Genomic DNA, 23,692 nt, shown 5'->3' with positions numbered 1-23,692 from the left:
TCCCTCTTACTTAAGCACGTTCTTCAAAAAGTTTCACTGCTTCGATGATGACTTTAGTCGCTTTTACCATGTTATCGACTGAAACATACTCGTATTTCCCGTGATAATTTTCTCCACCTGTGAAAATGTTAGGCGTTGGTAAGCCCATGTACGACAATTGGGACCCATCTGTACCGCCGCGTACGGGTACAATATTTGGTTCGATATTGAGATTTTTAAATGCATCGGACATGATCTCAACTATTTCCATGACGGGTTCAATTTTTTCACCCATATTGAAGTATTGGTCTTGGATTTCGAGTGTGACCGCATTTTCGCCATAGTCGTTTCTTAGATTGTCAGCTGTTTCAATCATTAGCTGTTTTCTTGCTTCGAATGTTTCACGGTCGAAATAACGGATAATATAGCCGAGAGTTGATTCTTCAATGGACCCGTTGGACTGCATGAGATGAACAAATCCCCCGTAACCATCCGTTTTCTCAGGTATCTCATCTACCGGCATTTTAGCCTGAAATTGGTTGGCTATTAAAATTGAGTTGACCATTTTACCTTTCGCGGTACCTGGGTGAACACTAGTCCCGTGGAATGTTACTTTTGCACTTGCGGCATTGAAGCTTTCATATTGTAGTTCCCCAAGAGGGCCACCGTCCATTGTATAGGCAAATTTTGCTCCGAATTTTTCGACATCAAACTTTTGTGGTCCACGCCCAATTTCTTCGTCAGGTGTGAAGGCAATTCGCAGTTTACCATGTTTTAAGTCTGGATTCGCAATCAAATACTCCATCGCTGTTACGATTTCAGCAATCCCCGCTTTATCGTCCGCTCCAAGAAGTGTTGTCCCGTCAGTCGTAATAAGGGTATGGCCGGCATAATTTTTCAGCTCGGGAAAAGCGTTCACTGTCATGACGATGCTGTCGTTCAGTTGTATGTCTTTGCCATCATAGTTGTCGATACGCTGTGGCTTAACGTTTTTTCCGGTAAAATCCGTGGTCGTGTCGACGTGTGCAAGAAAGCCGATGACTGGCACATCCCGGTCCGTATTGGCGGGAAGCGTTGCAAATAAATACCCGTTATCGTCGAGAGTAATGTCTTCTAGACCGATATTCGTTAGTTCTTTTTGTAATTCGTGCAGAAGGTCCCATTGGCCTGGTGTAGTCGGCGTAAAATTGCTTCCTGCATCTGATTGTGTATCGATTTTTGCATAACGTACAAGACGTTCGATTAATTTTTCTTTCATTTTTAAAAATTCCTCCTAATAATGAAGTACTGATTCATCTATCTTATCAGATTGTTCCGGTTTACGGAATACTTTACAACCCGACTTCCAATGCTAGCTGCTATGAAAACTTGCGCCGCATAATATGTCACCATAACGAATGCATCCCGGTATGGGATTTCCAGAACGAATCGATCGATTGCAAGAACTGAATCAGAGAAAATGAACAGCAGTGCGCCGATAATTGCGAGCGTCATTCGTGTGCGAATAGCCATCCAGCCCATCGTTAAAATAACGCCGATGTAGGCGATGATGGCGATACCAAGCACGGTTTGGCCAGCAGAAAATTGTGAACCGGCAACCCAAATAGCCATACCTGCACCGTAAAGGAGGAGAGGGGCGGCAACCCAGATTGGCATGGGTTTCTTCGCGCCATGACGAAAAGCAAAAATATAAAAAATATGACCAATGAAGAAGGTGATAAGTCCGGGTAAGAACCAATAGATGACGCCATCCGCAATCATGCAAACGAACAGTCCACCGATTATAATCCGTTTGTATGTACGGGAAAATAGAGGTCTTGTCATTAATGCAAATAGGATAATAAGTGCCATCGGAATCAGTTTCATTAAAATTTTGAAGCCGACCGGATCCGCTGGGATAAAGAAAATATAAACGATACCCATTACAATAATTGCAGTGAGCACTAGATTTCGAACCACAAGGAAAACCCCCTTTTCTACTACTTTTCTAGGAATGACAGGAGAAACCCTTTTTCGGTCATGCAGTTTTTGGGTTAGGTCGAGCGTCTTTACCCTTTTTTACTTGGACCGAAGCTCTTCTAAAAAAACGGTGACATGCTTTTTGGCAGCCATCAGGGGGGAGTACAAGGTTGAGAAAATACGCTTTTGTAAAGGGACATCGACCTTCAATTGTACAAGCTTTCCACTATCAAGTTCAGCTTTCACTGTATGAATGGAAACGGCCGCGATACCGAGCCCACATAGAATCGCTTTTTTCACACCTTCATTCGAACCGATAACTGTTTTCGAGGGCTTGACATTACCGATTGACTGAAGTAAATAATCTGTATACTCCCGTGTACCAGAACCAACTTCTCGCATGACCCAGTGAGAAGTTTGGAGGTCAGCTCCTTTAGGGTGGCGAATATTTGTCAAAGGATGTCCGCTTGCTGCGACAAGGATGAGTTCGTCTTCCATGAATGGCTGGATGATAAGCCCTTTTGTTTGCACACTACCTTCGATACAACCGATATCCGACCGAAATTCGCGGACCGCAATTTCGACGTCCTCGGTATTTGCAATTGCAACTTCTACATGCAAATCAGGATATTTATAATGTAGCCTCGTTAGTATCTCCGGCAATACGGACTCCCCAATTGTGTAACTTGCAGCGATGCGAAGAATTCCGCTAACCTCATTATGTTGCCATAAAATTTCTTCTTTTGTTTGCTCTGCGAGATGAAGTAATTGTATCGCACGTTCATACAAAACCACTCCGGCGGGTGTAATGTGAAATGTTTTATTTGCACGTACGAGCAATGAGGCTTTTAGTTCGTCTTCCAAATGTTTGATATGGAGACTGACAGTTGGTTGAGATATGTTTAGTGATTCACCGGCCCTGGTGAAATTCTTTTTTTCAATTACCGCAACAAACGTTTTCAATTCTTCAAGTAGCATGATGATAAGCTCCCTTCTATTAGTAATCTTAATCGATTTTATCATATATCCTCATTTTACTGATCGATAAGATGAGATTATACTTAAAGAAATGGAAGAAGGTATGGCTATGAAAAAAGGATTCTGGCTTGGAATTGGACTGACGTTTTTCATCGCAGTCATCGCAAAATTGGCAACACTACTCCCTTATATTTCGTTAATTGGTCCACTTGTTTTTGCAATACTAATCGGAATGTTATGGAATACGTTTTTTCCTGTTCGCGCAGAGTGGGAAGGTGGTATTGAGTTCGCGTCAAAAAAATTATTGCGTGCTGGTATTATCCTTCTCGGCATGCGATTGAATCTGGGCGATATTGCATCTGCAGGATGGCCAGCATTTTTATGGGCAGTGGGCAGTGTTCTAATCGGTATTGGAGCTGTATACGGTATAGCTCGTGCAATTGGGGCTGATAAAACAATCAGTTTTCTAACTGCTTGCGGAACTGGGATCTGCGGTGCAGCTGCCATTGTTGCAGTGGCTTCACAAGTAAAGGCAAAACCCGAGCAGACCGCAATTAGTGTTGCCATCATCGCTATTCTTGGAACGTTATTCACATTTGTCTATACTTTAGTATATCCAGTGTTAGAACTTTCAAGTGAGGCATTTGGCATGTTTGCAGGTGGGACACTTCATGAGATTGCACATGTTGTTGCAGCAGGGGATGTTGGGGGGACTGAAGCACTTGATTTTGCGCTTGTCGTGAAATTGACTCGTGTCATGTTACTCGTCTTTGTTGCAGGAGGAGTAGGAATCTGGATGTCACGGAAGAATAAACAGTCGGCAGAAAAATTCAAATTGAAGACACTTCCAATTCCATGGTTCATTTTCGGTTTCCTTGCAGTGAGTGCGCTGTATACCACGGGGATTGTACCGGAAGCGGTCGCATCAGTATTTGTCACACTCGCTTATCTATTAATGGCGATGTCAATGGCTGGGTTAGGTCTGAATGTGAAGTTCGAGGCATTCCGTAGTGCGGGGATGAAGCCATTTGTTGCAGGACTAGGAGGAACGGTTATTCTTGTACTTGTCGGTTATATGTATGCACGTTTTGTATTTTAAACAATATAGAGGCATAGAAAAAAGGCATCGCTATTGAAGCAGATGCCTTTTTCTTATATTTATTAAACAATTGAGTAATTCTTATGTGAAACAACAGTCAGATTTGACGCGGCGCCAATAAGTTCGGCGTCCTTCGATGAGATTTCAACGATGACGGAATTCTCAAGTATTTTAAAAATAGTACCATTTACTTCATGTTCATTACGGACAAATGAAATTTCTTCATCGATTTTGCGCGCTGCGACAAAATCCGACACTTCTTTTTCCCTACGTGGAAAAGCCATTCGAATTCCCCCTATTATCCATTCTCATCTTGCCATCTAATTAAAGAGTGCTTCGGGGAAACCCGCAGCAACAAGTAGATGAAGATGGAAAACAACTAATCGTAAACGATAACACACATGCTGTCTACTATTAGTATACCATATTTCAACGAAATTTGCAGGAATGCAGACTTTAATAGCTATGCTTAAGTTCAGAAACTTTTATCTTAATAAAAGCAAAGGGGTTGACATTATACCTGTAGGGGTATAATGTGTGGATATAGCTTAAATAAAAGGAAGTGATAGGTATGGAATACGATGACAAAGTAAAAAACAGGTTAAAACGAATTGAGGGTCAAATCAAAGGGATTTTAAAAATGATGGATGACAATAAAGACTGTAAAGAAGTAATTACACAATTGTCAGCCTCACGTTCAGCTATAGATAGAACGATTGGCGTTATTGTCAGCTCCAATCTAATTGAATGTATACAACAAATGGATGACAGCGATCCAAGAACACAAGAGGATATTGTAAAAGAAGCAGTAGAACTACTAGTAAAGAGTCGATGAAACAGTGGACTCTTTTCTTTTTAACGCATATCATACCCCATGGGGTACCACTAGAAAGGAAGATTTGATTGTCTGAGACGAAAAGAACTACCATTGTATTATTCAGTGGAGATTATGATAAAGCAATGGCGGCATACATCATTGCAAATGGTGCTGCAGCTTATGATCACCAAGTAACGATTTTTCATACATTTTGGGGATTGAATGCACTACGAAAAGAAGAACTAGTCCCAGTAAAAAAAGGCTTGCTAGAAAAAGTATTTGGCAAAATGATGCCGCGAGGTGCAGATAAGATGGGTATTTCCAAAATGAACTTTGCTGGAATGGGTCCTAAAATGATTAAACATGTTATTAAAAAGCACAATGCGATGACACTTCCGCAACTGATTGAACTAGCTGAAGAACAAGATATAAAGCTTGTTGCTTGTACGATGACGATGGATCTTCTTGGTTTGCAGCAGAAAGAATTGATGGATGGTATTCAGTACGGTGGAGTTGCTGCTTATCTCGGAGATGCTCAGGAAGGCAATGTAAACTTGTTTATTTAAATTTAATTCAATACAAAAAGCGGGAGGGTTTTAGATGATTGAAATTACACCATTAGAGATTCAAGAAAAGTTAAAAATGAACAAAACGATTCACCTAATTGACGTGCGTGAAGTAGATGAAGTGAAAGAAAGGAAAATAGCACAAGCAATTCATATTCCGCTCGGATTATTGGAATTCCGTATGCATGAATTGGATAAAGATATTGAGTACACAATGGTATGCCGCTCAGGTGGACGTAGTGGAAGAGCGGTGCAATTGCTTGAGGCGCACGGTTTTAAAGTGGTAAACATGGTTGGCGGTATGAATGACTGGGAAGGTCCAGTGGAATAACATTATTTTTTTACATTTAAAGATACCCATACGGGCATTGGTAGAAGGAGAAGATGACATGATAGAAACGGATTTCGTACTCGATGCAAAGGGGCTGGCTTGTCCAATGCCAATCGTCAAAACGAGAAAGATCATGAAAGAAATGGAACCAGGAAATGTGTTGGAAGTACAGGCAACTGATAAAGGATCTACGGCGGATTTAAAAGCATGGGCTGAGGGTTCCGGGCATGACTACTTAGGCACGACTGAAGATGCAGGAATTCTGACGCATTATGTACGTAAGTCGAGTGGAGAAGAACAAGTTGAGAAAAAACATCCGCATATTGTGTTGAATGAACAACTACAAGCTGTTTTAGAGGAGAACCGTGAAGTACTTGTGCTCGATGTTCGTGAATCGGCAGAATATGCATTCAATCATATTCCAGGGGCTAAGTCTTTGCCGCTTGGGGACCTTGAAAGTGAACTCGGGAATCTTGATAAAGAAGCGGAAATTTACGTCGTATGCCGTACAGGTAGCCGTAGTGATGTAGCTTCTCAGAAACTTGCTGAAGCCGGATTTTTAAAAGTGAAAAACGTTGTGCCTGGCATGAGTGAATGGAATGGACCAACAGAAAAGATTGTGTAATTAATAAATGAAATTACTAGGGGGGGTATACAAATGACAGTTCAACTAATGACTGCAAGTACAATAGCGAAAAAAGTAGTGAATCAAGAACCCTTTTTCATTCTAGACGTTCGTAATGAAGATGCATTTGTGGATTGGAAAATTGAAGGAGAGAACATTCAGTATCTTAATATCCCTTATTTCGATTTACTCGATGGGGTTGAAGAAATCCTGCATCAGCTTCCTGCGGGTCAAGATATCGTCGTTGTCTGCGCGAAAGAAGGATCTTCCATTATGATTGCGGAAATGATTGCGGAAGAAGGGCGTGCAGTTCATTACTTACAAGGTGGCATGAAGGCCTGGAGTGAACATTTGGAGCCAGTGAAAATTGGTGACTTGAAAGACGGCGGAGAGCTGTATCAGTTCGTACGAATTGGCAAAGGTTGTTTGTCATACATGATCGTTTCAAATGGAGAAGCGGCAACTGTCGATGCGACACGAATGACTGATGTATTTCTTGATTTCGCGAAAACGTTGGATGTTAAAATTACGCATATTTTAGATACACATCTCCATGCAGATCATATTTCCGGGGGACGCAAAATTGCAGAAGCCGTCAATGGAACGTACTGGTTGCCTCCAAAAGACGCTAGTGAAGTAACGTTTGCCTATGAGTCATTAGAAGAGGGGCGAACGATTATAATCGGTGATACGACGATTGCCATTCAACCTCTTTATACACCTGGACATACAATTGGATCTACATCATTCATAGTGGACGATACGTATTTACTTTCTGGAGATATCCTATTCATCGATTCAATCGGACGACCTGACCTTGCTGGTTTAGCTGAAGATTGGGTTGGCGATTTACGAGAGTCATTGTACAAACGTTATAAAGAATTGTCAGAGGAACTGATTGTACTCCCAGCGCACTTCATGATCATAGAAGAATTGAATAGGGACGGTAGTGTATCTGAGAAACTTGGTACATTATTTGCTGAAAATCACGGTTTGAATATTCAAGACGAAGCGGAATTCAGGGACATGGTGACTGGGAATTTACCTCCACAACCGAATGCCTACCAGCAAATACGTGAAACAAATATGGGGAAAATATCACCTGATGAAGAAACCCAGCGTGAAATGGAAATCGGACCAAATCGTTGTGCGGTTAGATAATTTATTGAAAACTAAGGAGAGATTAGTGATGGAATCAAACAAAGTATTAGACGCTAAAGGGTTGGCTTGTCCAATGCCGGTTGTACGTGCAAGGAAAGTCATGAAGGAAATGGAAACGGGTGAAGTGTTGGAGATTCTTGCGACAGATAAGGGTTCCGTCGCTGATTTAGCTGCATGGTCGAAATCCGGTGGGCATGACTTAGTGAAGCATACAGAAGAGGCTGGCGTATTTACGTTTTGGATCCGAAAAGGTTAATTTGAAACGGAAGGGTGTCTGCATAGTAGATGCCCTTTCTCCTTTTGAAAGGAGGAAAAAGTGGTGGATTTCGCGTTTATTGTGACAATATTTTTAATTGGATTTGTTGGTTCCTTTATTTCAGGAATGGTTGGTATAGGCGGATCAATTATAAAATATCCGATGTTGTTGTATATCCCGCCCCTACTTGGTGTTGCAGTCTTCACCGCTCACGAAGTATCCGGAATAAGTGCAATTCAGGTCTTTTTCGCAACAATTTCAGGTGTATGGGCGTACCGTAAAAGCGGTTATATTAATAAAACGTTGGTTCTTTACATGGGCTCGAGTATTTTAGTAGGTAGTTTTATTGGAGGATACGGCTCGAATTTGTTATCTGAAGGTGCTATCAACCTGGTCTACGGTATATTGGCAACAATCGCTGCGATTATGATGTTCATTCCGAAAAAAGGACTGGATGACATTCCTGTTGATAAAGTTACATTCAATAAGTGGCTAGCAACGTTGTTAGCGTTCATTGTTGGTATTGCGGCAGGAATTGTAGGGGCTGCAGGAGCCTTTATTCTTGTACCAATCATGTTAGTTGTTTTGAAGATACCTACGCGAATGACGATTGCAACTTCTCTTGCGATTACATTTATATCCTCAATCGGCTCGACAATAGGTAAGATCACAACGGATCAAGTGCTGTACGGTCCTGCGATGGTTATGATTGTTGCAAGTATTATAGCGGCACCCATTGGGGCGAAAATTGGTCAAAAAATGAACACGAAAGTACTTCAATGGTTATTGGCACTTCTTATTTTAGGAACTGCTATTAAAATATGGTTGGACTTTTAGCAAGTAATAAAATCCGTTATCACTCATTACGTAGGCGATAACGGATTTTATTTGTAATTGGATACAAGGTGGACAATATGTAAGGGATTCAAGTATTTACATGCACCATTTGTTTAATGAGTATTGAAAAAAATGAAGTATAGTGAATGTGATAGCGATATTTTTTAAAAAGGGCTTAAATAATATAATTTAAGGGGTGACTTAGATGCGAGCACGAGATTTAGGGTTGAAATTTGAAGGAGAAACGGGATTACATAACGCAATTACTGACGTTCCAGGGGTTACCGTTGGGTATTCAACAATCATTGAAGGGGAAGGTCCATTAGAGGTGGGTAAGGGTCCAATTCGCACCGGAGTAACTGCCATATTGCCACGTGGTAAACAAAATGAAATGAAGCCGATCTGGGCTGGAACATTTTCGTTTAATGGCAATGGTGAAATGACAGGTACACATTGGATAAACGACGGCGGATACTTTTTAAGCCCGATATGTATTACAAATACGCATTCAGTTGGTACTGTCCACCAGGCGGTAGTCAAATGGATGATAGATAATTATCAAGATCAATTCTTAAATGAACATTTATGGGCTATGCCTGTCGTTGCTGAAACATATGACGGTGTTTTAAATGATATTAATGGGCTTCATGTTAAAGAAGAGCATGTTTTGGCTGCAATACAATCTGCCCAATCAGGCGAATTGAAGGAGGGCAATGTTGGCGGAGGAACTGGGATGATTTGTTACGGGTTTAAAGGGGGAACGGGTACTTCTTCTCGTAAACTAGATATCGATGGAGAGGAATACCACATCGGAGTACTTGTGCAAGCAAACTACGGTAAAAGGGAATGGCTAAAAGTTTCAGGTGTCCCAGTTGGAGAACACTTGACTGAGAATATAGTACACACAAAGGAAATGGGCTCAATCATTGTAATTATCGGGACTGATATTCCAATGTTACCTCATCAACTAAAAAGACTTGCGAAACGTGCATCCATTGGGATTGGACGGAGTGGTAGTCCGGGGGGAAATGATTCCGGTGATATATTTCTTGCATTTTCAACCGCAAATGAAATGTCTATTCATCAAAAGGAAGACCCAATCCTAACTATGAAAGTCACAAATGATCAACAGTTTGACCCGATTTATGAGCAAGCTTGTCATGCGATTGATGAGGCGATTATTAACGCTATGATTGCAGCGGAAAGTATGTCCGCTCTTAAACCAAGCGGGAAAGTAGTTGAAGCTATTGATCATGAACGACTGATGGAAGTGATGAAGAAATATAATCGTTAATAAATAATAAATGAAGATGAATGCGTTGGCTTAGCAATTAAGAAATGGATAGGTATGTAGCGGAATAAAAACATCCGGTATCGCTCATGGAATGGGCGATACCGGGCTTTTAGATTTATTAGCGAAGCGTTCTTGAAGAAGCTTGTATAATTCCCTTCTTCAATTCCTTGATACCTTCTTTCTTTCGAACAAAGATGAAATAACAAGCGATGGTTAACCCAGCAATGAGCAAGGTAAGTACTGCCTGCACACGTAACGATTCAATGACGAGCATTGCGATAAAGATTCCTGTAATAACGAAAATAGTCGCATACGTTAGATAAGGGAACAACCACATTCTAATTTGAAGTGCTTCAGGGTTTTCACGTTCTAATCTTCTGCGCATTCTTAGATGTGTGAAGGCGATGACAAGATACACTAAAAGTGCGACAGCCCCTGATGAATTGATGAGAAATAAAAATAGTTTATCGGGTGATACGTAACTGAATATGACCGCTATATAGGAAAAAACCGTGCTGAATAAGATTGCTCGAACAGGAACGCCCTTCTTACTCAATTTTAAAAAGGCTTTTGGCGCTTCGCCTTTCTGTGCCATTCCAAATAACATGCGTGAGTTGGCATATAATGCTGAATTTAAACAAGAGAGAACCGCCGTTAATACAACAAAGTTCATGATCTGGGCTGCAGCAGGTATTCCGATATAATCGAGAACGGCAACAAATGGACTGACCAGCAGATTTGCAGAGTTCCATGGCAACAAAGTGACCACGATCGCAATAGAACCGATATAGAAGATAAGAATCCGCCAAATGACACTGTTTGTCGCAATTCGGACCGCTTTCGCCGGATGATCTGATTCGCCAGCAGCAATCGTAACAATCTCGGTACCCATGAATGAGAAAATGACTACTGTAATTCCTAACAAGACGGAACCGAATCCTGTTGGCATGAATCCACCTGTCCCTAAGAGGTTTACTGTTCCAGGTGCAACAACACCTGGATACCATCCGAAAATCACGCAAAGACCGAGGACAAGGAATAAACCAATACTTACAACTTTTATGAGTGAAAACCAATATTCAAATTCCCCGAAAGATTTTACTGAAAAAAGATTTGTCAGTGTTAACAAAATGGTTAAGATTAATGCCATTAACCAAAGTGGGAATTCTGGAATCCAGTATTGCATAATAGCAGCACCGGCAATTGCTTCAATTGCTATAACGACAACCCAGAAGAACCAATATAACCATCCGATTGTAAAACCTGCCCATGGTCCAATCGACTCGGTTGCATATGTAGAGAAGGATCCGCTTGTCGGATGGGCGGCCGCCATTTCACCAAGCATGCGCATAACCAAGACGACAATTGTTCCTGCAAAAGCGTAGGATAGAATCGCACCTGGTCCAGACGCATTAATAACTGCTCCACTTCCGATAAACAAACCTGCTCCGATAACACCTGCAATTGAAATCATACTAATGTGTCGGATCTTTAAATCTGGATTTAACTGTCCCTGTTGATTAGACATATACATTCCCCCTTGTGTAAATAGTGAATTTTTTAGATGTAAGCGTTTCCAATCATTTGTTATAATATTCTTTTAAGTTGTTAAGTCAATCATACAGAAATAAATCTGAAAATTTGTAGACAAGTTGTAAGATGAAATGAATTTAAATTTTACGGAGTGTAAAATAAGGACTTGCTGCACTATTTTGGTCCGGTCATTGAACATGAAAACCGGTTTGCGTTTAGTAGCGCAACCGGTTTAACTTACTTATTACCTAACAATCGAGAGGTCATGATAGCACCCTCAAGCGCTAGACGCTTAGATGGCTCCATAAAGTCTTCGCCTAGAAGTAATTCCAACTTTTCAAGACGGTGGTACAGTGTTTGTCTAACTATGAAAAGACGGTCTGCAGTCTCTTTTTTCGATCCACCGCATTCGAGATAAACACAAAGTGTTTCAAAGAGGTTGCTTTCCATCTTCAGATCGTAGTCGAAAACTGTTGATAAGTAATCTTGGACATATGTTTCAAGGTAACCGTTGTTCTCCACTAATAGAAGAAGCCTATAAATGCCTAAGTCTTCATAGAAATATGATTTTGTAATGCCAGACTCGCGCATTTTTAAAACATCTTCAGCTTCTTTGTATCCTTTTTTTGCATCCGTAATTTCTTTGTAGACTGTACTTACTCCAAATGTACATCTGGTTCCGTCAATGAAAGTGTTGTCTTTTATGTTAACAATATGTTCAATAATTTGAGAAAAACGATTAGTCTCATCTATCAAGTGATCTGCAGCGATGAAGGATGCAATGATGACAATCTCACTTTTGCTGGATGCAACTGCGGGGAAGAACCCATTACGTTTAAAGAGTGACCGTATCATCATCGAGCGTTGCAGTTTAATCTCTTCCCATTCTTCTTCACCAAGATTCGTTTCGAATGTCTTCATTTGTATGATGAACACTCTGAAGTATGTATTGCGGCTTTTGGAGGGCAAATAGGCATGAAGGTCTTCCTGTTCAAAGGATCTGCCGCTCAATAAATTCCGAACGAATTCATCTTCGTTATTCTGTTTGCGCTCTTCTATTGTTCGGTTACGTAACAAAATTTGAGCGATTGCAAGTGCAGCGCGGTCTAATATGAGAAATGGAAATTCATCCGACAGTTGTTCTGTCACCTCGAGGAATAGATACCCCCAAATTTGTCCTAGCCCACTAACAGGCATTTGTGCAAATTTCTGATCCTTCAGCATGAGGAATTTCTGTCCTGTATTGATCGATGGGGATCTTTCAAGATGGACTCGGATGGTTATTTCCAACTCTTTGATCTCAGACGGATAGTAATAAGGCTTCGTATCATCACTAATGAACAGGATATTATGTCGGAAAAATTGATTTAGTTCTTGTAGGATTTTTAAAATACCGTTGGGTGCAAGAGAAAGTGTAATGAATTTCCTTGATAAGATATCGAGTTGTGAAAGCATCTGATGATGTTGATTAATGATAAATGTATGAAGGTCTTGAGTTATATCGACAAATTTCACAGTTTTTTCGAAGACGATGAATGGAAATGCGTGTTTGTCTGCGAGTTCAATAATTTCAGGTGGAATTAGCTTAAAGTAAGGTCCTACTTCTATACATATACATGCCACATCTTTTTCTATCAGCCTCGATACATACATTAGCTGGCTTGGAAGATCGAGTTGTAAGCCAACGCCTGTCGTAAGAATCATCTCTCCTCCATTTATTAAGGCATCGAATTCTTTTACCTCTAATACATGAGACCATTTTACTTGACGGTCCAATCCTTCTTTTCCTGCAACGACTTTGGCGTGTTTGAATGAGCTTCGTGAAAGAACATCGCGGACAGTAAGTTTTAAGGTATTCATTATAGGTGTAGACCTCCATAACGTTAAAATAATCGCCTAATGATTAGACAAAGTGTAAATTGAAAGTAATCTAAATTATTTGTAAAGTATAATATGAAGTCTAGCGAAGATAGCGTAAAGTAGCAAGAACAATAGAACGGGGGAATGAAAATGATTTTAACGCAGGTAGAAAAGAAGACGCTTACAAACTTCATCAATGGACAATGGGTAAAATCAACAACAGATAAATATGAAGAGGTACCAAATCCAGCGACAGGAGAAATATTGGCCGAAGTTCCTATCTCCACACTTGAAGATTTGAATAAAGCGGTAGAGGCGGCGAAAACAGCATTTGCGAAGTGGAAGAAGGTTGCTGTTCCTCAACGGTCAAGGATCTTATTTAAATACCAGCAATTGTTAATAGAGAACTGGGAAGCACTAGCGAAAATCATTACGATTGAAAACGGTAAAAACTATGCTGAAGCGTATGGCGAAGTACAGCGCGGGATTGAGTGTGTTGAATTTGCTGCAGGAGCCCCGACGTTAATGATGGGGTATCAGCTTCCTGATATCGCAACGAACATTGAATCGGGTATGTATCGTTATCCAATAGGCGTAATTGGTGGAATTACACCGTTCAACTTTCCGATGATGGTCCCTTGCTGGATGTTCCCACTTGCAATCGCTAGTGGAAATACATTCATCCTAAAACCATCAGAGCGTACGCCACTTTTGGCGAACCGTCTTGCAGAATTATTGCATGAAGCGGGTCTGCCTGACGGTGTTTTCAATATCGTCCATGGTGCGCATGAAGTCGTAAATGGCATTCTCAATCATCCAGATATTCCGGCCGTGTCGTTCGTAGGTTCACAGCCGGTTGCTGAGTATGTGTATAAAACAGGAACTTCAAATGGTAAGCGTGTCCAAGCATTAGCGGGCGCGAAAAACCATACAATCGTTATGCCGGACGCGGATATGGATTTGACGATCACAAATATTATTAACGCAGCTTTCGGATCCGCTGGAGAAAGATGTATGGCTTGTGCGGTTGTCGTTGCAGTTGGTGATATTGCAGATGAACTTGTCGAGAGATTAGTAGACGAGTCGAATAAACTGACGATTGGTAATGGACTAGAAGAAGGGATTTTCCTTGGACCTGTTATTAGGAATTCACATAAAGACAAGACACTGGGTTACATCGAATCAGGTATTGAGGAAGGCGCCAAACTATTACGGGATGGCCGTGAAGACAAGTCTACTTCCGAAGGCGGTTATTTCGTCGGTCCGACAATTTTTGATAATGTCACTCAGGAAATGAAAATTTGGAAAGAAGAGATTTTTGCTCCTGTGCTATCTATTGTAAGAGTGGATACATTGGATGAAGCAATCGAACTTGCGAATAAATCAGAGTTTGCAAACGGGGCTTGTTTATTTACAGATAGTGCAAGTGCAATCCGGAAGTTTAGAGAAGAAATTGATGCGGGGATGCTTGGTGTGAATCTTGGTGTTCCAGCTCCGATGGCGTTCTTCCCGTTTTCTGGTTATAAAAAATCATTCTATGGTGACTTGCATGCGAATGGTCGCGACGGAATTGAGTTTTACACACGGAAGAAAATGTTGACTGCGCGTCACTAATACTAGAAATTAATCGTGAAATTAGGAGGGGGTAGAGAAGATGACTACAGCAAAAGAGACTACAGGGTCATTAGTTGAAAAGGACCGGGAGAACGTTTGGCACCATATTTCTTCCTATAATGAAAAGAACCCACCAATGGTAGTGGAGAGTGGGGAAGGAGCTTGGATTACAGATCATAATGGCAATCGTTATCTAGATGGAATGTCTGGACTATGGTGTGTGAATGTCGGTTATGGTCGTGAGGAGCTAGCTCAAGCTGCCTATGATCAGATGAAAAAGATGGCCTATGCACCGATGACCCAAAGTCATGAGCCTGCTATTCTGCTTGCAGAAAAGTTGAATGAAATGCTTGGTGGTGACTATAAAATATTTTACTCAAACAGCGGATCCGATGCGAACGAAGTAGCGTTTAAACTTGCGCGTCAATACCATCAGCAAAATGGGGAACCGTCACGCTACAAATTCATTTCCCGCTATCGTGCGTATCATGGGAGCTCCATGGGGGCACTGGCAGCAACAGGGCAAGCACTGCGGAAATACAAGTATGAGGCACTTGCACCGGGGTTCTTGCACATCGCCCCTCCGGACAATTACCGCAGACCTGCGGGACAGTCAATTGAGGAGTACAACATACAACGTGCCCAAGAGTTTGAAGAGAAAATCATTTGGGAACAGAAGGAAACAATCGCTGGGATTATTATGGAACCGCTTATTACAGGAGGCGGTATACTCATCCCACATCCAATCTACTTGGAAAAGGTTCAGGAAATCTGTACACGCCACGGTGTACTGCTAATTGTTGATGAAGTCATTTGTGGATTCGGCAGAACTGGGAAAGACTTTGGTCATCAGCATTTTAAGTTGAAACCGGACATTATTACGATGGCAAAGGGACTAACGAGCGCTTACTTGCCACTTTCGGTTACGGCTATTCGAAAAGATATTTATGAAAAGTTCGATACAGGAGAAGATAACAGTCATTTCCGCCATGTTAATACATTTGGCGGGAATCCTGCGGCTTGTGCAGTCGCGTTGAAGAATCTTGAAATCATTGAGAGAGAAAATCTTGTTGAACGGTCGGCTGAGCTTGGCGAGCGCCTTCTAAAAGAGTTGGCTTGCTTATTGGATCATCCTTTTGTTGGCGATATTCGCGGGCTCGGATTCTTGTTAGGCATTGAACTTGTAGAGAACAAAGAAACGAAAGAACCTGCTGCAAACGCCCGTGTTGCGAAAATCATTGGCGAATGTAAGGCGAATGGACTTATTATTGGAAGGAACGGCGATACAGTTGCTGGCTATAACAATATTCTAGCGCTAAGCCCACCGCTGTCTTGTACCGATGAAGACGTGGACTTTATTATTGCGGTTATGAAGAAAGTGTTCAATGAAAATGCATGAGTTAGGATGAGATTTTTAATCTTGCTAAACCAAAAACGGAGAACCTCCAATTATAGGGGTCCTCAGTTTTTGGTTTTATTTTTTCTGAAGACCATTGAAACGCGCTTCTCGCTACGCTCTTTCATACGCTGAAAATTCTCGAGATGTTTCCAAATGGCGATTGCAAATAACAAAGTTGCTATTACGACTGGCCAGTATCCGTCTGCCAATACTGCCATCGCGATGAGCGTGACGTAGAGCATCAGCACACCAAACACGAGAAAGTCTGTTACTAGCGCTACGACGACAAATAATGCAAAACCAATGAGACCGATCTGCCAGTCGATTGCAAGCAGTACACCAATTATTGTCGCTGTTCCTTTTCCACCGTTAAAGTTCATATAAAATGGAAAGTTATGCCCAATAACGGCTGCGGCGGCTGTAAGAAATAAAAGTAAAGCCAAAAAGGCTTCTGAAAATCCTGCGTTTTCTGCGAAATAGTGCACAAGTAAGACAGCTCCTGCACCTTTACTGATATCGATTACTGCAACTAATGCGCCGAACTTCTTCCCGAGAACAATGGTCGCATTCGAGGCACCGGCATTTTTCACACCGGTTTCTTTCAAGTTAACGCCGGATATTTTCTGCGCAACAACTGATCCATGCAGGCAACCAACTGCATATCCCCATAAGAGCACGCCTACAATCCATAACCACATATCAAGTTCCTCCTAAAATAACGGTAGTCTAAGTGTAACATTCCACATAGACACAAGTTTCAGAAATATTATTCGGTAAACTATTGACAAAGTATTGAGATATCTACTATACTATGTCACAAGATGGAAAACTGAATATCACAAACTCTTATCAAGAGCGGCGGAGGGAATAGGCCCTGCGATGCCCGGCAACCAGCAAGTGACTAACTTGCAAAGGTGCTACTTCCTACAGATTCGTGCGAACGGTCTGAAAGATAAGGGGAGGAATAAGCGAAAGCGTAACCCTCTTCTTAAGCGAAGGGGGTTATTTTTCATTCCAAAAATACCCCTAACGTCTCCGCCCATTACAATCACATCCATCTAAAAAAACTCTGGAGGTAATGACGATGACAAAACTTCAACCCGAAACACTTCTTCTGCACGGTGGACAAAAACCGGATCCTGTAACAGGTTCACGCGCAGTTCCAATTCATAGAACCTCATCTTTTGTATTCCGTGATACAGAACATGCTCAAAAACTATTTGCACTACAAGAAGCAGGCAACATCTATACACGAATTACAAATCCAACTGTTGCAGTTTTTGAAGAGCGTATTGCGCTTCTTGAAGGTGGTACGGCGGCAGTTGCATTCTCCTCAGGTATGGCAGCTATCGCTTTCTCTATCTTGAACGTAGCTGGTGCTGGAGATGAAATTGTCGCAGCAAGCAACTTATATGGCGGTACTTATAATTTATTCGCCGCTACACTTCCGCGCTACGGTATTAATGTAAAGTTTGTCGATGCAACAGATCCTGAAAACTTCCGTGCAGCAATTACAGATAAAACAAAAGCAATATTCGCAGAAACAATCGGTAACCCGAGTCTTCATGTACTCGATATTGAAGCGGTTGCGGACATTGCGCATGAAAACGGACTACCGCTTCTTATTGATAGTACATTTGCTTCGCCATATGGTTCGAATCCTATCGAATTTGGTGCGGATGTTGTCATCCATTCCGCTACAAAATGGATTGGCGGACACGGTACCACGATCGGTGGAGTTGCTGTTGATGCGGGTACATTTGACTGGACGCAAGGGAGGTTTCCTGGCTTCACAGAGCCTGATGCGTCATATCATGGTCTCCGTTACGGAATTGATACAGCAGCGGCGGCATTTGCGACTAAACTACGCGTTCAACTATTGCGTGACTTCGGACCTTGCTTAGATCCAGATAGTGCATTTAATTTCCTCCAAGGACTTGAAACACTGCATTTGCGTGTGACAAGACATAATGAAAATGCCGTTAAAGTAGCGGAGTTCTTGAAAAAACATCCATCTGTCGAATGGGTAACATATACAGGCAACGAAGATCACCCATCTTATGACCTTGCGAAAAAGTACTTGAAAAACGGCTTCGGTTCCATTATTGTATTTGGTATTAAAGGTGGACGGGATGCAGGCCGGAACGTGATTGATAACGTCAAAATCTGGTCGCATGTTGCGAATGTTGGGGATGCAAAATCACTAATTATCCATCCAGCTTCAACGACGCATCAGCAGCTTGGGCCTGAGGACTTAAAAAAATCAGGTGTGACTGAAGAATTGATTAGACTATCGGTGGGCCTTGAATCCGCGGAAGATATTATTGCAGACCTTGCACAAGCAATCGAACTAGCGGTACCAGTAACAGTATAATTTTTTGGTGACAAGAAAGGGCGTGACAATCGTGGAGACGGGGATAGTGGAAATCGGGCATCTGGTATTGGAATCAGGAGTCGTCTTGGTAAATGTACAGCTTGCCTATGAAAGAACGGGCAGGTTGGATGCACCCCATGTACTTGTTTGTCATGCCTTGACAGGAAGTCACGTGACAGTTGGAACGGATGACTATCCGGGTTGGTGGAGCGGTCTTGTCGGCAAAGGAAAAAGTATCGATACAAATGAATTATCCGTTATCTCTTTTAACGCACTTGGCGGAAGTGACGGATCAACAGGACCGTTAACTGTAAATCCGGACACAGGCGAGCTGTATAGAAATTTATTTCCAGAAGTAACGATTCGAGATATGGTGCATGCAGAACGGAGAGCGCTGACGGTATTAGGTGTCAATCGATTAAGGGCGGTCATCGGGGGTTCGCTCGGTGGCATGCGTGTACTGGAATGGGGCATTATGTATCCCGAGGGTATGGATATTCTTTTCCCGATGGCGGTGACACCACAATCAACTAAAATTGGGAACATGGAATCTCCTTTTGGGAATAGCAGAAATGACATGGAGAGCTTCTACCCCTTAATCCGTGCCATGAATACGCATGACATCGGCCGTGGTCGAGGAGGCGTTGAACTAGCTTCCCGCCTGATATCTGCAAAAGTGGTGGCGTTTGCGTTTACACACGATCCGATGTATCCGACGGATGAAATTCGAACGTTCGCCTATATGATTCCAAACTCTATATATTGTTTGGTCAATACAAAACATGGCTATGAAAGTTTTTTAACGGAATTTGAAAAATGGGGACTCATCATCAAACAGTCCATGGAGGTGGCGTTATGGCGTCAATCAAAGTCGCTCTACTTGGCTTCGGCACTGTAGGTGAAGGGATTTATAGGATTTTGAATGAAAGGAAAGAAGAGATTAAGCGGGAAATGGGCTGTACAATCGACATTGTTTCCATTTTGGTCCGGGATAAGGAGAAAGAACGTCTAGCGACACCTGGAACGAAGATAACGGATGACATTCAAGAAATCCTGTTAAATCCGGACATTGACCTCATATTTGAGGCGATTGTTGGAGAAGAACCCGCTTATACGTTTCTTTCGGATGCAATAGAAAAAGGTTTTCATATAATAACTGCGAATAAGACCATGTTTGCGAAACATGGTCCGGCGTTACTAAAACATGCGGAGTTCCGTGGAGTTTACGTTGGGTATGAAGCAACGACGGCGGGTGGCATACCGATTATCCGTACGGTGACAAACTTGTTACCGACAGACCGGGTGTTACGAATTAGAGGTATTTTGAATGGCACTTCCAACTTCATCTTAACGAAGATGCGGGAAGAGGGAATTCCATTTAAAGCCGCGCTTCACGAAGCACAGACGCTTGGCTATGCGGAAGCGGATCCGACGGACGATATAAGTGGCAAAGATGCCTTTCGGAAACTGATGATTTTGAGTGCACTTGCATTCGGTACGCAACCAAATTGGCAAGACGTTTCGGTTGTTGGAATCGACAAGATTACTATTGAAGATGTGGCGGATGCATCTAAGGCTAAGCTTCGTTATCGGCATGTCGCTGATATTTTGATTGACGAAAAGGGGACATTGCACGGAAGTGTTGGCCCGGTACTTATCGGAACTCATCATTCGCTATATGGTGTCGAAGGTGTGGACAACGCAATCATCGTTGAAACTGACTATCTCGGTGCCTTAACACTTGTCGGTCCGGGTGCAGGTATGTACCCAACGGCAAGCGCAATGGTCGGAGACTTCCTTCAAATGATTGGAAAACGTGAAAAGGTTCTTGTTAATAGTTAAGAAAAAGCGATTCCATTTATGGAATCGCTTTTTCTAGTTATTATTTTAATTTCATCAACTTTAATTCGGCTTTCAACGCTTTGAGCAACGCGACAACCATGAGCAGCATGACGAAAGAGAAGGGCAATGCAGCGATGATGATCGTGTTTTGCAAAGCGGTGAGGCCGTTGACAGATAGCAAAATGAGCGCAATTGTCGATTGGATAACGCCCCAAATGAGCTTCACATTATTCGGCGGTGTCAACGAACCATTCGTTGACTGCATGCCAAGGACAAATGTTGCTGAATCGGCTGAAGTAACGAAGAACGATACAATCAATAAAATTGCGAAGACTGATATCATGAACGACATTGGCATAACATTGAACATTTCGAAAATCGTCAGTTCTGTACTGGATTGCGTCAAGTCGACAAGCCCTTTTTTCTGGATATCAATCGCTGTCGTTCCAAACGCTGAGAACCAGAATGTAACCAGCAAAGTAGGTGCAGCAAGTACGCCAATCATGAACTCCCTGATTGTACGGCCTTTTGAAACACGGGCAATGAACATACTGACAAACGGTGCCCATGAAATCCACCATGCCCAGTAGAATATTGTCCAGTCGTCAAGCCATTTCCGGTCGGTAGAGTCCAATGGTGCTGTACCGAAACTCATTTGGACAAGGTTTGAAAAGTAGCCGCCAAATGAATCAGTGAACATATTGAAAATGAGTAATGTCGGTCCAAGAACGACGATAAATCCAAGCAGTGCAAGAGCAAGGACTAAATTTGTATTCGATAAATATTTTATGCCCTTACTTAATCCTGACCATGCAGATGCAACGAACAGGACCGTGACGATTGCGATGATGACAAATTGTGAAAAGATATTGATCTCAACACCAAATAAGTAGTTTAGGCCTGCATTAATTTGAACAGCGCCGAAGCCGAGTGATGTAGCAACGCCGAATGCTGTTGCGAAAACGGCGAGTACATCGACGAGAGTACCCCATGGTCCAACCATTTTTTCACCGAATATCGGCTTCAATGTTGCTGAAATTAATCCCGGTTCCCCTTTGCGGAACTGGAAGAAGGCTAAAGATAGCGCAATGACTCCGTACATGGCCCATATGTGAATCCCCCAGTGAAAGAAAGATTGACGTAAGGCTTCTTTGAAAGCAGCATCCGTATTTGGATCTTCCGAAGCAGGACTGATTGCAAAGTGTGATAATGGTTCAGCGGCACCATAAAAGACTAGGCCGATACCCATCCCGGCGGAAAACAGCATGGCAACCCATGTAACTGTTGAAAACTGCGGACGGTCCGTATCTTTTCCAAGCCGGATTTTTCCGTATGGACTGACGATGAAAAAGAAACTGAGCGCTAACATAAATGACATGAGCAGCATATAGTACCAACCGAAAGACGACGCAACAAAGTTTCGGACATTCGTTGTAACAGCCTCAAAACTTTCAGGTGCAAACGCGCCATATCCGACGGTCAAAATAATCAGACCAATTGTGATGTAAAAGACATTTGAAATTTTCTTCATAATTCCCCCTCGTGGAGCTGGTAATTTGGAAACAGCTTCTTACTATACTAGCAAAGCATATTGAAAGCAACCAATCGATGTATTTAGTATTTTCTCTTATAGCGATTTCCATACCTTTAACGGAACGATACCCTATCTTAAATAAAACAAAACCGGCTGAAAATCCGTAGATTTTCAACCGGTTTTTCAATCTTCATCTTTAATGTCACGATCGGGTGGAATAGGTTCGTTCCGCCATTCATCGATTTGGTGTTTTAACATTTCGAGCTGTTCTAAATAGAGTCCAAACTGATCTTTGTTAATAAGGAATTTTTCACCATCATGGACGGAACGGATGCGACCTTCCCGCACGTACTTTTCTACTTGTTCGACAGGCATACCTAGATGTTCAGCGGTTTCTTGGATTGTTATGTACATCGATCCATCTCCTTAAAAAATCCCTCTATTTCAATCGCTAACAGTGAAATGGAGGGGATGGGTTATGTTAAATAAGTTTTTCGAATTTCAAACGTTTATTTAAAATCATCATAATCGGAATCCCGATAGCCATAACGACGAATTCACCTATTGCGACTGTTAACCAGGTAAGTAGGAAAGGCAGTTCTAATGCTAGATTCAACTCGAAAGCAATGATGAACATTGTAAAGGTGAAAACAAGCGTGTTGAAGACCATTCGCTTGAATATTCCAGATATGAATTTAGCAGAGAAAATCGTAATTGAAAGGGCTAGGATTGATTGGCTTACCCCAAAAAATAAGTCATACATACCAAGTGGGGAAAATAAGTTTGTCACAAATACACCAAGCACAATTCCAAATATGAGCTTTTTATTGAACACGACAAGATGGTTGAACATCTCAGGGATTCTAAATTGGATGGCTGAGTATGCTAATGGTGCTATTAATAGGGAAACAGCTACATATAAAGCGGCGATAATCCCGCTAATGGCCATTGTTTTTATTTTCATTATTCATTTCCTCCTAGTTTTTTTAGCGTGGGATGGTTGACGAACCACGTGTTAAAAAGCCTGCAATCCAGTGTATCATAGTGTTTTTGATTCGTACATGTCAATACATGTGAAAAATGAAGAAGTAAGAATTTGGATAGGATAAATATCGATGTCAGAGTCTCGTTGGGCCATGGAACAGCTCGGTATAAATGATCGAGAAAAGTGTAGGAATGATGAATGTGGTTAATCAAGGCGAGGGAAAAGAGCTATCAACCTCTAGGGGAAATAGCTCTTCTTTGGGAGTTTAATGAATTTTCTAACCTTTCGGATCTAAAGGTTTGTTCGCTTTGCCATCCAGTTCCGTATGGCAGTAATAACTTCTTTTAATTCCATCCCGCTGTCCGTTAGCTCATATCCAACTATAGTAGAAGAAGGCTCAAGTTGTTTTTTTGTAACGAGGCCTTCTTTGATTAATTCATTCAACCGTTCTGTTAAAAGTCGATCTGATATCCCTGGAATATCTTCAGTGATTTCATGAAAACGCTTGGGTCCGGACATTAGTGTATAAATAATTACCCCCATCCATCTCTTACCAATAAATTCAATTGTATCGTGAAAGTTGTTGCAGACATGTGATGAATTCCCACAATTTTTCGGTTGATTCACTAGTCGAACCTCCATTCTGCTT

General features: G+C 41.8%; 25 protein-coding genes and 2 riboswitches. Of the genes, 14 read left to right on the top strand and 11 right to left on the bottom strand.

From position 1 onward, the window contains the following. Positions 1–10 precede the first annotated feature (10 nt). The 3 genes from pepT to MKY15_RS06190 all read right to left on the bottom strand — a co-directional run bounded on the left by pepT (position 11) and on the right by MKY15_RS06190 (position 2,916). Positions 11–1,237, bottom strand: coding sequence for a peptidase T (gene pepT, locus MKY15_RS06200; RefSeq protein ID WP_342539268.1), 1,227 nt, complete (start codon positions 1,235–1,237; stop codon positions 11–13). A 38-nt stretch (positions 1,238–1,275) separates the two neighbouring features. Then, positions 1,276–1,938 carry a lysoplasmalogenase gene (locus tag MKY15_RS06195; protein ID WP_067213592.1) on the bottom strand — a complete coding sequence of 221 codons (663 nt, stop codon included), beginning with the start codon at positions 1,936–1,938 and terminating at the stop codon, positions 1,276–1,278. Positions 1,939–2,037: 99 nt separating this feature from the next. Beyond that, positions 2,038–2,916, bottom strand: coding sequence for a LysR family transcriptional regulator (locus tag MKY15_RS06190; RefSeq protein ID WP_067213591.1), 879 nt, complete (start codon positions 2,914–2,916; stop codon positions 2,038–2,040). A 91-nt stretch (positions 2,917–3,007) separates the two neighbouring features. Between MKY15_RS06190 and MKY15_RS06185 the strand changes: the two genes are divergently transcribed. Next, entirely contained in the window at positions 3,008–4,015 is a 1,008-nt protein-coding gene (locus MKY15_RS06185; protein WP_067213590.1) for a YeiH family protein, read from the top strand. 62 nt (positions 4,016–4,077) lie between these two features. On the opposite strand, the gene MKY15_RS06180 is transcribed toward MKY15_RS06185, so the two are convergent. Further along, entirely contained in the window at positions 4,078–4,299 is a 222-nt protein-coding gene (locus MKY15_RS06180; RefSeq protein ID WP_067213589.1) for a DUF2187 family protein, read from the bottom strand. A 287-nt stretch (positions 4,300–4,586) separates the two neighbouring features. Between MKY15_RS06180 and MKY15_RS06175 the strand changes: the two genes are divergently transcribed. The 8 genes from MKY15_RS06175 (at position 4,587) to MKY15_RS06140 (ending at position 9,902) form a co-directional block, all read left to right on the top strand. Continuing rightward, positions 4,587–4,850: a metal-sensitive transcriptional regulator gene (locus MKY15_RS06175; protein ID WP_067213588.1), complete on the top strand. Its 264-nt coding sequence runs from the start codon at positions 4,587–4,589 to the stop codon at positions 4,848–4,850. 125 nt (positions 4,851–4,975) lie between these two features. Further along, on the top strand, positions 4,976–5,398 hold the full coding sequence (locus MKY15_RS06170; RefSeq protein WP_255428723.1) for a DsrE/DsrF/DrsH-like family protein: 423 nt from the start codon (positions 4,976–4,978) through the stop codon (positions 5,396–5,398). Between the two features lie 34 nt (positions 5,399–5,432). After that, positions 5,433–5,729 (top strand): rhodanese-like domain-containing protein, encoded by a 297-nt coding sequence (locus tag MKY15_RS06165; protein ID WP_187046147.1) that lies wholly within the window; start codon positions 5,433–5,435, stop codon positions 5,727–5,729. Positions 5,730–5,787: 58 nt separating this feature from the next. Further along, positions 5,788–6,354 carry a sulfurtransferase TusA family protein gene (locus MKY15_RS06160; protein WP_067213585.1) on the top strand — a complete coding sequence of 189 codons (567 nt, stop codon included), beginning with the start codon at positions 5,788–5,790 and terminating at the stop codon, positions 6,352–6,354. A gap of 33 nt (positions 6,355–6,387) precedes the next feature. Further along, positions 6,388–7,515, top strand: a complete 1,128-nt coding sequence (locus MKY15_RS06155; protein WP_342539267.1) for an MBL fold metallo-hydrolase — start codon at positions 6,388–6,390, stop codon at positions 7,513–7,515. A gap of 28 nt (positions 7,516–7,543) precedes the next feature. After that, positions 7,544–7,771: a sulfurtransferase TusA family protein gene (locus MKY15_RS06150; protein WP_067213583.1), complete on the top strand. Its 228-nt coding sequence runs from the start codon at positions 7,544–7,546 to the stop codon at positions 7,769–7,771. A gap of 63 nt (positions 7,772–7,834) precedes the next feature. Beyond that, positions 7,835–8,608 (top strand): sulfite exporter TauE/SafE family protein, encoded by a 774-nt coding sequence (locus MKY15_RS06145; protein WP_067213582.1) that lies wholly within the window; start codon positions 7,835–7,837, stop codon positions 8,606–8,608. 205 nt (positions 8,609–8,813) lie between these two features. Next, positions 8,814–9,902 carry a P1 family peptidase gene (locus MKY15_RS06140; protein ID WP_187046145.1) on the top strand — a complete coding sequence of 363 codons (1,089 nt, stop codon included), beginning with the start codon at positions 8,814–8,816 and terminating at the stop codon, positions 9,900–9,902. Between the two features lie 118 nt (positions 9,903–10,020). On the opposite strand, the gene MKY15_RS06135 is transcribed toward MKY15_RS06140, so the two are convergent. Together MKY15_RS06135 and MKY15_RS06130 are read right to left on the bottom strand one after the other, a co-directional pair. After that, complete coding sequence (locus MKY15_RS06135; RefSeq protein ID WP_338654718.1) at positions 10,021–11,430, bottom strand: amino acid permease; 1,410 nt, start codon at positions 11,428–11,430, stop codon at positions 10,021–10,023. 242 nt (positions 11,431–11,672) lie between these two features. Then, positions 11,673–13,295, bottom strand: a complete 1,623-nt coding sequence (locus tag MKY15_RS06130) for a PucR family transcriptional regulator (RefSeq protein WP_067213579.1) — start codon at positions 13,293–13,295, stop codon at positions 11,673–11,675. Between the two features lie 150 nt (positions 13,296–13,445). On the opposite strand from MKY15_RS06130, the gene MKY15_RS06125 reads away from it, so the two are divergent. Together MKY15_RS06125 and MKY15_RS06120 are read left to right on the top strand one after the other, a co-directional pair. Continuing rightward, positions 13,446–14,909 (top strand): CoA-acylating methylmalonate-semialdehyde dehydrogenase, encoded by a 1,464-nt coding sequence (locus MKY15_RS06125; protein WP_187046142.1) that lies wholly within the window; start codon positions 13,446–13,448, stop codon positions 14,907–14,909. A gap of 40 nt (positions 14,910–14,949) precedes the next feature. Continuing rightward, positions 14,950–16,308: an aspartate aminotransferase family protein gene (locus tag MKY15_RS06120; protein ID WP_067213577.1), complete on the top strand. Its 1,359-nt coding sequence runs from the start codon at positions 14,950–14,952 to the stop codon at positions 16,306–16,308. Between the two features lie 62 nt (positions 16,309–16,370). On the opposite strand, the gene MKY15_RS06115 is transcribed toward MKY15_RS06120, so the two are convergent. After that, positions 16,371–17,006, bottom strand: a complete 636-nt coding sequence (locus MKY15_RS06115; RefSeq protein ID WP_342539266.1) for a glycerol-3-phosphate acyltransferase — start codon at positions 17,004–17,006, stop codon at positions 16,371–16,373. A 145-nt stretch (positions 17,007–17,151) separates the two neighbouring features. Next, a riboswitch (SAM riboswitch) is annotated at positions 17,152–17,267 on the top strand. A 125-nt stretch (positions 17,268–17,392) separates the two neighbouring features. Here MKY15_RS06115 and MKY15_RS06110 point away from each other — a divergent pair. Genes MKY15_RS06110 through MKY15_RS06100 form a run of 3 tightly spaced genes read left to right on the top strand, consistent with a single transcriptional unit; the run spans position 17,393 to position 20,524 of the window. Continuing rightward, positions 17,393–18,682, top strand: coding sequence for an O-acetylhomoserine aminocarboxypropyltransferase/cysteine synthase family protein (locus tag MKY15_RS06110; RefSeq protein WP_187046140.1), 1,290 nt, complete (start codon positions 17,393–17,395; stop codon positions 18,680–18,682). Between the two features lie 31 nt (positions 18,683–18,713). Next, positions 18,714–19,580: a hypothetical protein gene (locus MKY15_RS06105; protein ID WP_342539265.1), complete on the top strand. Its 867-nt coding sequence runs from the start codon at positions 18,714–18,716 to the stop codon at positions 19,578–19,580. Next, positions 19,538–20,524, top strand: coding sequence for a homoserine dehydrogenase (locus MKY15_RS06100; protein WP_342539264.1), 987 nt, complete (start codon positions 19,538–19,540; stop codon positions 20,522–20,524). Before MKY15_RS06105 ends, MKY15_RS06100 begins: the two co-directional genes overlap by 43 nt. Positions 20,525–20,564: 40 nt before the next feature. On the opposite strand, the gene MKY15_RS06095 is transcribed toward MKY15_RS06100, so the two are convergent. From MKY15_RS06095 to MKY15_RS06080, 4 genes are all read right to left on the bottom strand, one after another. After that, on the bottom strand, positions 20,565–22,055 hold the full coding sequence (locus MKY15_RS06095) for a BCCT family transporter (RefSeq protein ID WP_067213572.1): 1,491 nt from the start codon (positions 22,053–22,055) through the stop codon (positions 20,565–20,567). 186 nt (positions 22,056–22,241) lie between these two features. Next, positions 22,242–22,472, bottom strand: a complete 231-nt coding sequence (locus MKY15_RS06090) for an excisionase family DNA-binding protein (RefSeq protein ID WP_067213571.1) — start codon at positions 22,470–22,472, stop codon at positions 22,242–22,244. A 67-nt stretch (positions 22,473–22,539) separates the two neighbouring features. Further along, positions 22,540–23,022: a QueT transporter family protein gene (locus MKY15_RS06085; RefSeq protein WP_067213570.1), complete on the bottom strand. Its 483-nt coding sequence runs from the start codon at positions 23,020–23,022 to the stop codon at positions 22,540–22,542. Positions 23,023–23,029: 7 nt separating this feature from the next. Next, positions 23,030–23,076: riboswitch (PreQ1 riboswitch) on the bottom strand. Between the two features lie 258 nt (positions 23,077–23,334). Beyond that, complete coding sequence (locus MKY15_RS06080; RefSeq protein WP_342539263.1) at positions 23,335–23,670, bottom strand: helix-turn-helix domain-containing protein; 336 nt, start codon at positions 23,668–23,670, stop codon at positions 23,335–23,337. Between the last annotated feature and the right edge of the window lie 22 nt (positions 23,671–23,692).

It is taken from the genome of Sporosarcina sp. FSL K6-1540, from assembly GCF_038620285.1.
GTDB lineage: Bacteria > Bacillota > Bacilli > Bacillales_A > Planococcaceae > Sporosarcina > Sporosarcina psychrophila.
Note: the sequence above shows the minus strand (reverse complement) of the source record. Positions and strands in the feature narration are given on the sequence as shown.